At 68.3% G+C, this 14,494-nt stretch carries 12 protein-coding genes and 2 pseudogenes; 8 read left to right on the top strand and 6 right to left on the bottom strand.

Annotated elements, in window-relative coordinates:
- The first annotated feature begins 51 nt into the window (after positions 1-51).
- Positions 52-669 carry a LysE family translocator gene (locus ACIBCN_RS13030; protein ID WP_396991692.1) on the top strand — a complete coding sequence of 206 codons (618 nt, stop codon included), beginning with the start codon at positions 52-54 and terminating at the stop codon, positions 667-669.
- Position 670: 1 nt separating this feature from the next.
- On the opposite strand, the gene ACIBCN_RS13025 is transcribed toward ACIBCN_RS13030, so the two are convergent.
- Together ACIBCN_RS13025 and ACIBCN_RS13020 are read right to left on the bottom strand one after the other, a co-directional pair.
- Entirely contained in the window at positions 671-1,315 is a 645-nt protein-coding gene (locus tag ACIBCN_RS13025; RefSeq protein WP_396991691.1) for a hypothetical protein, read from the bottom strand.
- Between the two features lie 25 nt (positions 1,316-1,340).
- On the bottom strand, positions 1,341-1,547 hold the full coding sequence (locus ACIBCN_RS13020; RefSeq protein WP_396991690.1) for a hypothetical protein: 207 nt from the start codon (positions 1,545-1,547) through the stop codon (positions 1,341-1,343).
- 171 nt (positions 1,548-1,718) lie between these two features.
- Here ACIBCN_RS13020 and ACIBCN_RS13015 point away from each other — a divergent pair.
- The 7 genes and pseudogenes from ACIBCN_RS13015 to ACIBCN_RS12985 all read left to right on the top strand — a co-directional run.
- Positions 1,719-3,035: pseudogene (locus ACIBCN_RS13015) on the top strand (transglutaminase family protein); the annotation flags it as partial.
- A gap of 189 nt (positions 3,036-3,224) precedes the next feature.
- A pseudogene (locus tag ACIBCN_RS13010) lies at positions 3,225-5,324 on the top strand (transglutaminase family protein); the annotation flags it as partial.
- 38 nt (positions 5,325-5,362) lie between these two features.
- Complete coding sequence (locus tag ACIBCN_RS13005; RefSeq protein WP_396991899.1) at positions 5,363-8,377, top strand: circularly permuted type 2 ATP-grasp protein; 3,015 nt, start codon at positions 5,363-5,365, stop codon at positions 8,375-8,377.
- A complete protein-coding gene (locus ACIBCN_RS13000) occupies positions 8,374-9,288 on the top strand; it encodes a transglutaminase N-terminal domain-containing protein (protein WP_396991689.1) in 915 nt (304 codons plus the stop codon). The genes ACIBCN_RS13005 and ACIBCN_RS13000 overlap by 4 nt, the downstream gene beginning before the upstream one ends.
- Before the next feature lie 5 nt (positions 9,289-9,293).
- On the top strand, positions 9,294-10,367 hold the full coding sequence (locus tag ACIBCN_RS12995; RefSeq protein ID WP_396991688.1) for a putative zinc-binding metallopeptidase: 1,074 nt from the start codon (positions 9,294-9,296) through the stop codon (positions 10,365-10,367).
- Positions 10,368-10,436: 69 nt separating this feature from the next.
- Complete coding sequence (locus ACIBCN_RS12990; protein ID WP_396991687.1) at positions 10,437-10,694, top strand: type II toxin-antitoxin system Phd/YefM family antitoxin; 258 nt, start codon at positions 10,437-10,439, stop codon at positions 10,692-10,694.
- Entirely contained in the window at positions 10,691-11,065 is a 375-nt protein-coding gene (locus tag ACIBCN_RS12985; protein ID WP_396991686.1) for a type II toxin-antitoxin system VapC family toxin, read from the top strand. The genes ACIBCN_RS12990 and ACIBCN_RS12985 overlap by 4 nt, the downstream gene beginning before the upstream one ends.
- A gap of 7 nt (positions 11,066-11,072) precedes the next feature.
- Here the strand turns inward: ACIBCN_RS12985 and ACIBCN_RS12980 are convergent, their stop codons facing one another.
- From ACIBCN_RS12980 to ACIBCN_RS12965, 4 genes are all read right to left on the bottom strand, one after another.
- Entirely contained in the window at positions 11,073-11,855 is a 783-nt protein-coding gene (locus ACIBCN_RS12980) for an ABC transporter ATP-binding protein (RefSeq protein ID WP_396991685.1), read from the bottom strand.
- A 73-nt stretch (positions 11,856-11,928) separates the two neighbouring features.
- Positions 11,929-12,996, bottom strand: a complete 1,068-nt coding sequence (locus ACIBCN_RS12975; RefSeq protein ID WP_396991684.1) for an ABC transporter substrate-binding protein — start codon at positions 12,994-12,996, stop codon at positions 11,929-11,931.
- On the bottom strand, positions 12,993-13,880 hold the full coding sequence (locus ACIBCN_RS12970; protein WP_396991683.1) for an ABC transporter permease: 888 nt from the start codon (positions 13,878-13,880) through the stop codon (positions 12,993-12,995). Before ACIBCN_RS12970 ends, ACIBCN_RS12975 begins: the two co-directional genes overlap by 4 nt.
- A 157-nt stretch (positions 13,881-14,037) precedes the next feature.
- Positions 14,038-14,472 carry a hypothetical protein gene (locus tag ACIBCN_RS12965; RefSeq protein WP_357379871.1) on the bottom strand — a complete coding sequence of 145 codons (435 nt, stop codon included), beginning with the start codon at positions 14,470-14,472 and terminating at the stop codon, positions 14,038-14,040.
- Positions 14,473-14,494 lie beyond the last annotated feature (22 nt).

Here is a 14,494-nt window from a genome sequence, read left to right as displayed (position 1 = left end):
CCCGAATCTACGGGGGTTGCGGTGTCCAGGCGACGGGTTACTGTGACGGGGATGAGCATCGAATTCATGCTGACAACGCTCGTCATCGTCGCCACTCCCGGCACGGGCGCGCTCTTCACCCTGGCGGCCGGACTTTCCAGGGGGACCAAGGCCAGCGTGATCGCGGCGTTCGGCTGCACCCTCGGCATCATCCCGCACATGGTCGCGGCGATCACCGGCCTGGCCGCGCTGCTCAACGCGAGTGCGGTCGCGTTCCAGACGCTGAAGTATCTCGGTGTCGCGTACCTGATCTACATGGCGTGGAGCACATTCCGGGACAAGGGCGCGCTCACCGTGCCGGCGGACAGCGCGCAGGTCACCCAGTCGGCGCGCAAGGTGATCACCTCGGCGGTGCTGCTCAACATCCTCAACCCGAAGCTGACCATCTTCTTCTTCGCGTTCCTGCCGCAGTTCGTGCCGAACGGCTCACCGAACGCGTTGGCGCGCATGCTCGAACTCAGCGGGATCTTCATGGCCGCGACGTTCGTGGTGTTCGCGGGCTACGGGGTGTGCGCGGCGGCAGTGCGCAACCACGTCATCTCCCGGCCCGCCGTGGTGACCTGGATGCGCCGGGTGTTCGGCGTCTCGTTCATCGCGCTGGCCGGACGCCTGGCCGTGCAGAACCAGTGAGTCAGAGTTCGACGCGCGACCACGGCAGGTTCTGCATGCGGGTGCGGTCGTCGGTGGCCCAGTCCCAGATGACCGCGGACACCGTCGGCGCGTCCAGGACCGTGGTGCCGAAGTGCTTGTCCGGGGAGCCATCTCGGTATTCGAGGGTGAACGCGCCGGTCTTCTCCCGGTAGGTCTGCATGTAGACCTGCTCGTCGCGTTCAACCACCAGGTACGGGTTCGGCGGGGCCAGCTCGGAAACCCATTGATCGGCAAGGGTTTTGGTCAGATAGGGGAATTCGCCCGCGCCGCCGTGGGTGACCGTGGCCGGCACGTGCCCGGCCGGGTCGATCAGCCAGGCCAGCTGCGGATCGTAGATCGCGTAGTCCAGCGGCGTCGCGATCGCGAACAGCAGCTGCCGGACGAAGCCGATCGCGTCGTACGGACTCGGCACCTGGAGTGCGCCGCCGGTCGGGACGCCGCCGACCGGGTGCACGCTGAGGAAGCTGTCGTCCTCCGGAATCTCCGAGTTGGCCTTGTTCAGCTCGGCCGCGATCTGCGCGACCAGGCCCGCCTGGGGGAGGCCCTGCTGGGTACTGAGGTAAGCGTCGACCTCGGAGATCGATGACGCGACACCGGAGGGCAGCAACACGTGGTCATAGCTCACCCGGATAGGGTACGTACGCGGCCGTTCAGGCCAGGCGACGGGCCGTGCCGGGCTCGGCACAGGAACAGCCACCGGCCACGTCGGCGCAGTCGACGACGAAGGTGTGCCTGACGTAGTCGAGATCCACGCAGTCGCCCTCGGTGCATTCGGTGAGCCTGCCCGAGTGGACGATCAGGGTGCCGTGGCAGTGGTCGACGGCGGATTCGCAGGACGAACAATCCGGCGCGCGCATGTGACCTCCTGACGAGATCGGTTCGTTATCTTTGTCTACCACTCCCGTGCCGCACGCGGGGGGACGTCCGCGGCGTGTGTCGGCCGTCGACCGCCGTTTGCGCAGTTCCCGCACCTCGAACGCTGCGCGATTGTGTCGCACACCGCGTCCGCCGTGTGGTGAACTTGCTGCATGGGCATCAAGGTGTCGCTCGAGCACCGGACCATGTACACCTTCGATCGGCCGGTGCAGGTACATCCGCACGTGGTGCGCCTGCGCCCGGCGCCGCATTCGCGCACCAGGATCGATGCCTACTCGATGCGGGTCACCCCGGCCGAGCACTTCTGCAACTGGCAGCAGGACGCGTTCGGCAATTTCCTTGCGCGACTGGTGTTTCCGGAGCCCGCACGGGAGCTGTCGATCACCATCGGGCTGATCGCCGACCTCGAGGTGGTCAACCCGTTCGACTTCTTCATCGAGGACGATGCCGAGCACTATCCGTTCGGCTACAGCGCGGAACTGCTCGCGGATCTGGAGCCGTACCTGCGGCCGGTGGACGAGTCGGGCCCGGGTTCCGGCCCCGGCGATGCGGTCAAGGCCTGGGTACGCGCGCACGACGCGGCGGATCGGCCGCGCACCATCGACTTCCTGGTCGGCCTCAACCAGGCACTGCGCCACGACGTCGGCTACACGATCCGGATGGAAGCCGGGGTGCAGACGCCCGATCACACGCTGCGCGGCGCGCTCGGCTCGTGCCGGGACGCGGCCTGGCTGCTGGTGTCGATCCTGCGTGAACTCGGGCTGGCGGCACGGTTCGTGTCGGGGTATCTGGTGCAGCTGGCCCAGGACGTGCCGTCGTTGGACGGGCCGTCGGGTCCGCCCGCCGACTTCACCGACCTGCACGCCTGGACCGAGGTCTATCTGCCCGGCGCGGGCTGGGTCGGGCTCGATCCCACGTCGGGGCTCTTCGCGGGCGAGGGACACATCCCGTTGGCGGCGACGCCGCATCCGGTGTCCGCCGCGCCGATCACCGGGGCGACCGGGCCGGCCGTCGCCACCATGGAGTTCTCCAATACCGTCCGGCGCTTCCACGAGGATCCTCGGGTCACCTTGCCCTACACCGGATCCCAGTGGGCGCGAATCACCGCGTCGGGTGCCGCGGTGGACGCGCGGATGGCCGCCGAGGACGTGGGGTTGACCGTCGGCGGCGAACCGACGTTCGTCTCCATCGATGACCAGACCGGCGCGGAGTGGACCACCGAGGCAGATGGCGCGCACAAGCGTGCACGGGCGGTCGATCTCGCCGATCGGTTGCGCCGGATCTACGCGCCGACCGGGTTGGTGCAGTATCGGCAGGGCAAGTGGTATCCGGGAGAGCCGTTGCCGCGGTGGGAGATCGCGGTCGCCTGGCGGGTCGATGACGAGCCGACGTGGGCACGGCAGGATCTGCTCGCCGACCCGTGGACGCCGTTCGGGCGTTCGCCGGCCCGGCGCGAAACGACTCCTGAGCTCACCGCGATAGGTCCGCCGGGAGCCATCGAACGGCCAAGTGCCACAATAACTTCAACCGCCGATGGGGCCGCGGTGCAGGCCACGCGATCACCCGAGCCTGCCGGGCAGGCCGCTGTGCTGTCGGACGGCGGTCCGCGATTATCCGAGGCCGCTGAAGCGCCTGCCGCGCAACGCATGTACGCCCCCGTCGAACCCGATGCCGCGCGAGCCTTGATCGCGCACGTGGCGGCGAGCCTCGGGCTGCCGCCGGGACAGGTCCGCCCGGCGTACGAGGATCCGCTGCGCCGGCTTGCCGGGAAAGTCCGTGCCCCCGAAGGCGATCCGGTCGCCCCGAGCGATGATCTCGACCCGGATCGGGACTCGGCGCAGGCACGTAAGGACCTGCTGACCCGATTGGACGCCGAGGTCACCGAACCAACCGCCTACGTGCTCTCGCTGTATCGCCGCGACGACGGCACCGGCTGGGCGAGCGCCGACTGGCGGCTGCGCCGTGGCGTCCGCGCCGACCAGCCCGCCGGGCGAATCGTGTTGACGGAGGGTGATTCCCCGGCCGGGCTGCGGCTGCCACTCGACTCCGTCTCCTGGCACACGCCGACCCAACGCCCCGACCGCGATCCTTTGTTCGCCGGGCCGCTGACCGTCGACCGGGCCGAGCCGCCCGCGGTGGTGCAGCCCGCGGACTGGGAGCCGACAACCGCGCTGGTCGGCGAGGTGCGCCACGGGCGGTTGCACGTATTCCTGCCGCCCATCGAGGAACTCGACCACTTCCTCGACCTGGTGCGCCGGATCGAGGCGGCCGCGGTGGCGGTCGACCGGCCGGTGGTGCTGGAGGGTTACGCCCCGCCCGTCGACGCCAGGCTGCGAACCTTCTCGGTGACACCCGATCCCGGCGTGATCGAGGTCAACGTGCAGCCGACCGTCTCGTTCGCCGAGCAGTCCGAGCTGCTGTCCACCCTGTACGAGCAGGCGCGGCTGGCCAGGCTGAGCACCGAATCGTTCGATGTCGACGGCACGCACAGCGGAACGGGCGGCGGCAACCACATCACCCTCGGTGGTGCCACTCCCGCGCGCTCACCGATGCTGCGCCGCCCCGACCTGCTCGTGTCCATGCTCACCTACTGGCAGCGGCATCCGTCGCTGTCCTACCTGTTCGCCGGACGTTTCGTCGGGCCGACGTCGCAGGCGCCGCGGGTGGACGAGGGACGCGAGGAGGCCCTCTACGAGCTGGAGATCGCGTTCGCCGAAATCGCGCGGCTCGCCAAGCCGAGTCGGCTTGCGCAGGTGGCGGATTCGGCACAGCGCTCGGTGGGTTCGGCGCCGTGGCACATCGATCGCGCTCTGCGGCACCTGCTGACCGATCTCACCGGCAACACGCACCGTGCCGAATTCTGTATCGACAAGCTCTACAGTCCCGAAACCGCCAGGGGCAGGCTCGGATTGGTGGAAATGCGCGGCTTCGAGATGCCGCCGCACTTCCAGATGGCGATGGTGCAGTCGCTGCTGGTTCGCGGGTTGGTCGCCCGATTCTGGTCGGAGCCGTTGCGCGCACCATTGATTCGGCACGGTGCGAATCTGCACGGCCGATATCTGCTGCCGCACTTCGTGCTTGCCGATATCGCCGATATCGCCGCCGACCTGCGCGCGCACGGCGTCGACTTCGACGCCAGCTGGCTCGAGCCGTTCACCGAGTTCCGCTTCCCGCGCATCGGCACGGTGTTGCTCGGCGATGTCGAGATCGAGTTGCGCGGCGCCATCGAACCGTGGCACACCCTCGGCGAGCAGACCACCACGGCGGGCACCGCGCGGTACGTCGACTCCTCGGTGGAGCGCCTGCAGGTGCGGGTGGTCGGCGCGGACCGCGGGCGGTACGTGCTGACCTGCAACGGCATGCCCGTCCCGCTGCTGGCCACCGACAAGGGCGATGTCCAGGTCGCGGGCGTGCGTTACCGGGCGTGGCAGCCGCCGAACTCGCTGCACCCGTCGATCACCGTCGACGTGCCGCTCGTCTTCGACCTGATCGACGCCGAGACCGGGCTGTCGCGCGGCGGCTGCACCTATCACGTGGCGCACCCGGGCGGCATGGCCTACGCCGAGCCTCCGGTCAACGCGGTTGCGGCGCAATCGCGCCGCAACCGGCGCTTCGAGGCGGCGGGACACACCACCGATCGAGTCGACCCAGGGGAGTTACGTGCGAAAATAGCGGCACAATCCACGGACAGCGGCGTCGCGGGCATCCTTGATCTGCGCCGGGCGCGGACCGTTTGGGGATTGGTCAGCGACCGTTAGGCACGTCTGGCAGCGGAAGTGAGGTCGGCGCGGTGACGATGCGCGAGGACGCACTGCGGGAGACAACCGCCGGCTCCACGGTGCGCGAGCAGGTGGCCGAGCAATTCGCGCGCTACCGGACCGGCGGCGTCGAGAGCGCGCCCTACGACGAATGCGGCAGGCCGACCGAGGGCTACTACGACGAACTGGTCGACGGCGACGGCAAGGTGCGCCGGATGTGGTCGGAGCTGTCCGCCGATTTCGTCGAGCTCGGCACCACAGGACTCGGCAGGCTGGACAGTCGGGTGCGCAGGCTGATCGAGGACGACGGCATCACCTACACCGAGGTCACCGGGGCGGGCGAGCAGGCGGTGACCACGCCGTGGCGGCTCGATCCGATCCCGCTGCTGATCTCCGCGGACGACTGGACCCGGCTGGAGACCGGGCTGGTGCAGCGCTCGCGGGTGCTCGACGAGGTGCTCACCGATGTCTACGGCCCGCGCCGCACGCTCACCAGCGGGCTGCTGCCGCCCGAGGTGATCTTCGGCTACCGCGGTTATGTCCGTGCCGCACACGGCATTACGGTGCCCGGTCGGCATCAGCTGTTCCTGCACGGCTGCGATATCAGCCGCTGGAGCGACGGTCAGTTCCGGGTAACCGCCGACTGGGCGCAGGCACCGTCCGGCGCGGGGTACGCGCTGGCCGACCGGCGGGTGGTGTCCACGGCGATCCCGGAGGCGTTCGAGCATTCCAATCCGCGCCCGCTCACCCCGTTCGCCAGGGCGATGCGGTTGATGCTGATCGAGTCGGCGCAGGAGGATGCGGCCGACGATCCGTTCGTCGTGGTGCTGAGTCCGGGCGTGCACTCGGAGACCGCGTTCGATCAGGCCAATCTCGCGTCGATGCTCGGTTTCCCGCTGGTGGAGAGCGCGGATCTGGTGGTGCGCGACGCCGCGCTGTGGATGCGCTCGCTCGGCACGCTGCGCCGGGTCGACGTGGTGCTGCGCCGGGTGGACGCCGAGTTCTCCGATCCGCTCGACCTGCGGCCGGATTCGCGACTCGGCGTGGTCGGGCTGGTCGAGGTGCTGCGCAGGGGCGCGGTCACCGTGGTGAACACGCTGGGCAGTGGACTGCTGGAGAACCCGGCGCTGACCGGGTTCCTGCCGCGGCTGTCCCGGGCGCTGCTCGGGGAGGACCTGATGTTGGAGAGCGCGCCGAGCTATTGGGGGGGTGACGAGAAGGAGCGCGCCCACCTGACGAAGAACCTGCACCGGTTGATCATCCGGTCCGCGGTCGACGGTGCCACTGTCTTCGGTCCCGACCTATCGATCAGGCAGCGCGCCGACCTGCGGGCCGAGATCGAGGCCGGCGGCTGGCAATGGGTCGGCCAGGAACCCGCGCAGTTCTCCGTGGCGCCCGCGGTCGAAGGCTATGGCGGGCTGGCTCCGGCGCCGGTCGGCATGCGGCTGTTCTCGATGGCCAGGCGCAGCGGCTACACCGCGATGGCGGGCGGTCTCGGGCAGTTGCATCAGCGCATATTGCCCGAGCGGGTGGTGATCAAGACTGCCGCCAAGGACATTTGGGTCAGGGCCGCCGCCAGCGCGGTGCCCGCGGTGGCCACCGAGGCGCCGCACGAGGAACGCGAGCGCCGGGCCGCTCCGGTCGTTTCGGCGATCAGTTCGCCGCGCGTGCTCAACGATCTGTTCTGGATGGGTCGATACAGCGAGCGGGCCGAGTCGGCGGCCCGGCTGCTCATCGCCACGCATGCGCGATATCAGGACTATCGCTACCGGCCGTGGCTGGAGGGTGCCGAGGCGGTGCCGGTCTTGATGGCGGCGCTGGCTCGTGCGACCGCCACGGTCGCTCCGGCGGCGGTGTTGTTCGGCGTCGACGACGCGGATAGCGATGCGGCAGAGCAGGATTGCGCAGACGGTGTGCCTGGGGATAGTACGAGAGCTGGTTCGTCGCAGTCGCAGTCGCAGTCGAGCGGACCCGCGAAGACGGTAGCGGCACAGGTCGGTTCGAGTCAGCGACAGTCGCAGTCCATGGGCGCGGATACGCCGGCTTCGGCTGGGGCCGAGTCCGATTCGGCTGAGCGATCGGACGTCGACGCGGCAGGTGCCGGCGACACGGACTCGGGTATCGCCGAGGAAATGAACGTGACCATCCGACCAGGGGTGCTGCAGCGGGCGATCGCCGCCGCCGCGAGTGCCGCCGAGGAACAAGGCGTCCCGGCCCCCGGGGCGGTGTGGATGCCCGCAGTCGCCGGGGCGTCGCACGAAGGCTACGAATACTTGGCGGCGTTGACAATTGACCGTGAGCTGCCCGGGTCGCTGGCGTTCGCGATCGATCGATACGAGAACGCCGCCCGCGCCGTCCGTGATCAGCTCTCCGTCGATACCTGGATGATTCTGAGCGCGGTGGATCGGGCGCTCGCCGAGTACCGAGGCACCGACGGCGACCAGGAGACCGCGCTGTCGGCGGTGCATTCGCTGACCTTGGCGGCGCTGCTGTCGCTGTCCGGGATCGGCGCCGAATCGCTGGTGCGCGACTCCGGTTGGTACGTCATGGATATCGGCAAACGGATCGAGCGCGGGCTGGCACTGACCGCGCTGATGTCGGCGGCGCTGACCCAGACCTACCCGAACGAGGCCGAACGGGTGGTCACCGAGTCGGTGCTGCGGGCCACCGAGTCCCAAGTGAGTTACCTTCGGCAGCACGGTGATTCGGTGCGGATCTCCGCGGTCGCCGGCCTGCTGCTCTTCGATACCGCCAATCCGCGCTCGCTGGCCTACCAGTTGGATCGGCTCGACTCCGACCTTCAGGCACTGCCCGGCGCGTCGGGATCGTCACGGCCGCAACGCTTGCTGGCCGACGCCCAGCGGATGCTGCGTCGCGTCGACCCGGACGATCTCGATGTCACCGACGGCGACGGCAGGCGCACCGAACTGCTCGAGCTGCTGGAGGGTGTGCACCTGCGGCTGCGCAAGCTGTCCGAATCGTTCGAGACGTCGAAACTGTCGCTGCCCGCCGGCTTCCAGCCGCTGTGGGGTAGCACCCGGGTGGTCGGATGAGCGGCCGCAACGGTTCGCCCCGACGCTATCGCGTGGCACACCGCACCACCTACTGCTACTCCGACGAGGTCACCAGTTCCTACGGGCGTGCCTACCTGACCCCGCGCGAATTCCCTGGGCAGCGGCTACTTTCGCACGATATCTCGATCGACCCGGTGCCCTCGGACCAGTCGGTCGGCCCGGATGTGTACGGCAACACCACGTCCTACTTCCATGTGACCGCCGAGCATCGGACCCTGGTGGTCACCGGCGAATCCCTGGTCGAGGTGGATCGTCCGGACCGCGCGCAGGACGGTCCGGCGGGGCGGCCGTGGGAGCTGGCCCGCCCGACCGGCGCGACGGGTCCGCTCGCGGTGGAATTCACCCTCGATCTGCAGCCGCCCGAGATCACCGCCGAGGTCAGGGCGTACGCGGCCGAGTCGCTGACCCCCGGCCGCCCGCTGCTGGCGGCGGTGGCCGAACTCAACACCCGCATCCACACCGACTTCACCTACAAGTCCGGCTCTACCACCGTGTCCACCAAGGTCGCCGACGTGTTCGCGGCCCGGGCCGGGGTCTGCCAGGACTTCGCGCGAATCGGCCTGGCCTGCTTGCGATCACACGGCCTGGCCGGTCGCTACGTATCGGGCTACCTGGCCACCGACCCGCCGCCGGGCAAGGAACGCATGGTCGGCGCCGACGCCACCCATGCCTGGTCGGCCGTGTGGGTGCCCGCCGCCGACGAGCAGGACCGGACCGGCCACTGGATCGACTTCGACCCCACCAACGACCAATTCGGCGACGAACGCTACGTCACCGTGGCGTGGGGCCGTGATTATGCCGACGTGCCGCCGCTGCGCGGCATCATCTATACCGACGCCAAGCAGAGCACAATTACCGTCTCGGTCGATGTCTCTCCGGTGGAGGTGTAACCCGCGTGCGCGATTTCGCCTGCCCCAACTGCGGTCAGCAGTTGGCCTTCGAGAACTCGGTGTGCCTGTCCTGTTCCAGCCCACTGGGTTTCAGCCTCGTCGACATCGCCCTGGTGGTGATCGGTGCGCCGCCGGGCGCCGCGCCGAACGACCCGATGACCGGTGTCGTGGACGCGAGCCGCTTCCGGCTCTGCGATAACCTTCATGTGGCGCAATGCAATTGGCTGGTGGAGGTGCCCGAGTCCGGCTCTGAATCCACGGCGCGGGTCGCGAACGGCAACGGGAAACCGGTGCTGTGCGAGTCCTGCCGGTTCACCAGAACCCGCCCCAACGACCTCGACGCCGCCGGGCTGGCCGCCTTCGCGGAGGCCGAGGCGGCCAAACGCCGCCTGATCGTCGAGCTGACCGAACTCGGCCTGCCCATCGTCGGCCGCGACCGGGATCCCGACCGCGGCCTGGCCTTCGACCTGCTCACCAGTGCCAACGGCAAGGTCATCACCGGCCACAAGAACGGCGTGATCACCCTCGACCTCGCCGAGGCCAACGACCCGCACCGCGAACAACTGCGCATCGAAATGGACGAGCCCTACCGCACCCTGCTCGGCCACTTCCGCCACGAGATCGGCCACTACTACTACATGAGCCTGGTCGCCAGCGACGACGCCGCCCAGCGTTTCCGCGACCTCTTCGGCGACCCCGACGCCGACTACCAGGCGGCACTGAACCGCCACTACTCCGAGGGCGCCCCCGCAGGCTGGGAATCCGCCTACGTCTCCTCCTACGCCACCATGCACGCCTCTGAAGACTGGGCTGAAACCTTCGCCCACTACCTGCATATCCGCGACGCCCTCGACACCGCCGCCGCCTTCGGCATCGCCCCCGCGGGCGCCACCCTGGACCGCCCCCAGATCGGCCGCGCGGGCTTCGACAAGATCATCGATCTCTGGCTCCCCCTCGCCTGGTCCCTCAACATGGTCAACCGTTCCATGGGCCACCCCGACCTCTACCCCTTTGTGCTCCCCGACCCCGTCCTCGACAAGATGCGCCTAGCCCACGATCTCTGCGCGATCCCGCGCTGACCAGGGTATCCGAAAGATGGTGGCGTGATCGACTGCTGTGGACTAACCTCTTAGCTAAGGAGGTGGGTCATGGCGGGCACATCGGCTGAGCAGTTCAACATCCACGAGGCGAAGACGAATCTTTCGCGCATCATCGAGCGGGTCGAACGCGGCGAGGAGATCGTCATCAGTCGTGCCGGTCGGCCGGTCGCCAAAGTGGTCCCGCTCAGTCGCAGCGCGAACCGGACCGGCCGCGGCTCGCTGGGCGGACGGCTGGTCCTCGCCCCCGATTGGGACTCCGACGAGACCAACGCCCAGATCGCCGGCGACTTCGGGATGGTGCCGTGAGGTTGCTGCTCGACACCCACGTGGTGCTGTGGTGGCTCACCGACGATCCGGCGCTCTCCGATGAACTGAAGGAACGGATCACCCACGACCCCGACGTCCTGGTGAGTGCGGCAACGATCTGGGAGGTCGCCATAAAGCAGGCCCTCGGCAAGCTGGACGGGCCCGTCGGCCTGGCGGACTACATCGGGAACGGCGGGTTCATCCCGCTGCCGATCGGCCTCGACCATGCCGCCATTGCCGGTCGGCTGCCACTGATTCATCGGGATCCGTTCGATCGAATGTTGGTGGCGCAGGCGCAATGTGAGGATCTCACGCTGGTCACGCACGATCCCTGGTGTCAGCAGTACGAGGTGGCCATCCTCCCGGTGTGAGGACGCGTCAGGCGTGGGCGGCGTAGATGTGGGCGGAGACCTCGTCGCGCAGGCGGCGGAAGTCGGGGTCGGCGCGCAGGGCGGCGAAGGAGGGGTTGGCCAGGGTGGCTTTGAAAGTGGTTGGCTCGTCGTAGATTATGCGGCCGGGACGGGTGCCCATGACGAGGACTCGGGTGCCGAGGAGTAGCGCCTCGTCGATGCTGTGGGTGACGAAGAGGACGGTCTTCTTGCGGTCGCGCCAGAGGGTGAGTAGTTCGCCTTGCAGCTTTTCGCGGGTCAGGGCGTCCAATGCACCGAAAGGTTCGTCCATCAGGATGATTCGGGGGTCGTTGACGAGGACTCGGGCTATTTGAGCGCGTTGTTGCTGGCCGCCGGAGAGTTCGTAGGGGCGGCGGGCGCCGAGGTGATCCAGGCCGACGAGGGTGAGCATGCGTTCGGCTTCGGCGGTGCGTTGGTTGCGCGGTACGCCACGGACTTTGGGGCCGAACTCGACGTTCTGGCGGACCGACAGCCAGGGGTAGAGGTTGGGTTGCTGGAAGACGACGCCGCGATCGGGGTCCGGTCCGGTGATCGGATGGCCGCCGACCCGCACTGTGCCCTCGGTCGGCGCGAGGAATCCGGCGAGAATATTCAGCAGTGTCGACTTGCCGCAGCCGGAAGGACCTACGACACAGACGAATTCGCCGCCCTCGATGGTCAGATCGGTCGGCGCGAGCACCTGCGTCGGACCGTCGTCACCCGGGTAGCTCTTGCTCACCCCGGAGAGGGTGACCTGGAGCGCATCGTTCACGACTCCGCCTCGCTAGCGCTCGGCTCCGCCGTGCCCGAGGGCGCTGTGCTGATGGTTCCCTCGCTGCGCTCGCTCACGAACTTGCTCCCTTGGCCGCGTCGACGTAAATGCCGGTGCGGTAGTCGGATTCGGTGCCGATAGCGTCGATTCCGCCCTGGCTCAACAGGAATTCGGCCGTCTTGTGCAGGTCGCCGCCGAAGCCGCCGCCCAGATACTTCGCGTCGGACTGCTCGGCCGCGCCGAGGTAGGTGTACCCGGCCAGCTGCGGTCCGACCAGCTTGGGCTCGATGCCGAGCTGCGCGCCGATCGAGACGGCCGCGTCCTCGGGCTTGGTCCGCAGCTGGGTCACCGCGTAGTCCTGCAACTTCGCCCAGACCACCGCGAATCGCGTGTTCTCGTCGAGGAACCGCTTGCTCGCCACCGCCAGATCGAAGGTCGGCGCGCCCGCGGCCGCGGTGTCGGCGCTGGACGTGACGACGTGGCCGCCGGATTCGGCGAGCTTGGACAGCGTCGGATCCCACACCCAGGCGGCATCGATCTGGCCGCCGGTCCAGGCACCGGGAATCGCGTCGGGTGTCATGTTGATCAACTGCACGTCGTTACCGAGACCAGCCTTGCTCAGCGCGGCGAGCAGGCTGTAGTGCGCGGTGCTGCCGAACGGCGTCGCGACACGCTTGCCGCGCAACCCGGCCAGCGAGGTAATCGACTTGTCCTTGGCGATCAGCGATTCCGACTTGCCGATCACGTCGTGGATCCACAGCACCCGCACCGGCAGATTCAGCGGCGCGGACAGCGCCTTGGTCGCCGGGCTCGATCCCATGGTGCCGATGTCGAGGCTGCCCGCGCCGAACGCCTGGACCACGTCGGCACCCGAGGAGAACTGGCTCCACGCGACTTTCGCGTTCGGCAGGCAGGCGGCGAGCAGCCCGCGATCCTTCACGAACAGATCGGCATTGGGGATCGCCTGGAAGCCGATCCGCGCCTGCGTGGTCACGCTGGGATCCGCGGCGAACGGGCAGGCGGCCTGCGCCCCCTCGGCTCCGGTGTCACCGCGGCCGGACTCGACACACCCCGCCGTCGTCGCGACGACGGCCGCCACGGCCAAACCTGCGGCGGCCACCCGGCGTACTGCGGATTTCATACCTTGCCTTTCCACGGAACTGCTTTGGCACCAAGGAATTTGATGACCGAGTCGAGCGCGAGTGCGGCACAGCCGATCACGAGGATGCAGGCGATGGTCAGCGGCGTATTCAGCTGCGTGCCCGAGATATACGCGAGGCCGCCGATGCCGGGGATGCCGTTGTTGAGCTCGGCGGCGACCACGGTGGTCCAGGCGAACGCGGTGGCGATCCGGATGCCGCCGATCACCTCGGGCAGCGTCGCGGGCAGCACCACTCGCGAAATGACCTGGGCGCGACCGGCACCCAGCGAGCGGGCGGCATGGAGATAGTCCTGCTTGACGCCCGTGACCCCGCTCAGCGTGGCCACGGCGATGGGCGGGAACGCGGCAAGGAACAGCAGCCAGATCTTCGACATGTCGCCGATGCCGAACCAGACGATCAGCAGACCAATGTAGCCGAGCGGCGGCAGTGACCGCAGGAAGTTCAGGATCGGCTCGGTGACCAGCCGCACCGGGGTGAGCATGCCCATCACGAAGCCGACCAGCGGGCCGATCACAACGGCGAGGCCGACCCCGGCGCCGATCCGCTGCAGGCTGGCCAGCAGATGCTCCCACAGGTAATAGTTCTGCTCACCGATCACCGTGCGATCGACGCCCGCCGCGATCTGATGCCGAGAATTGGCCCGTACGAACGCATCCCACACCGCGTGCGGCGACGGCAGATACAGCGGATCGACCAGCCCGGTCGCCGTGAGCACCGCCCACAGGCCGAGCACGAGCGCGAGCGCACCGAGGCGCGTCAGCGCCGGGCCGAGCAGGCGGCGACAGCTTTTCGAACGCCGCGGTGCGACGGTGGGCGCGTCCGCACTCACCGTCGGCGCGTCCGGCGTGGTGATCGCGGTCATTCGGCGCTCGGTGGCAGTCCACGCCGATGCAGGCCCACGTCGGACACGGCACTCTCCTCAAAACTCGGCAAATCTCGACGCTATCCGCGCCGAGGGGGCCGAAGGGAGGGTTAGAAACTCCGTGAACTTAATTGATCGTGGACGCGCGAAGAGCCGATCACCCTATTCCGTTGACGCTGCCGTTCATGCCGACGTGCTCGCCGATGTTGCCCGCCAGCCACTGGTTCTGTGCCAATGTCTCGAAAACGCAGATCAGCAACAGCTTTCGACTGCGCCGGCTCACCGAGTACTCGAGATCGGGTGCGGTTTCCGGGCCGCGCAGCGCACTGCTGATGCCTTTGCGCAGGTTCGGTTCCGACAGCAGCCAGAACAATTCCGGCCCGATCAACACCGATTGCCCGCCGGTCTCGTGGAACCAGCGACCGGCGAATTCGATCAACAGGTCGGTGAACGCATCTCCGCTTTCCACCGACTCGGTGAGTTGGCTCAGCGCACCCGATCGGTCCACACTGCTTTGGATCACCGAGGCGAGCCTGCTCGCTACTTCACGAAACTGATCGACGTCCTGGTCCTGCCAGACTGTGAGAGACATACGTTTTCTCCATCGAAGTAGT

Origin of the sequence: Nocardia sp. NPDC051052, from assembly GCF_044456045.1 — a bacterium.
Lineage (GTDB): Bacteria > Actinomycetota > Actinomycetes > Mycobacteriales > Mycobacteriaceae > Nocardia.
This window is presented reverse-complemented; position numbering and strand designations above follow the sequence as displayed.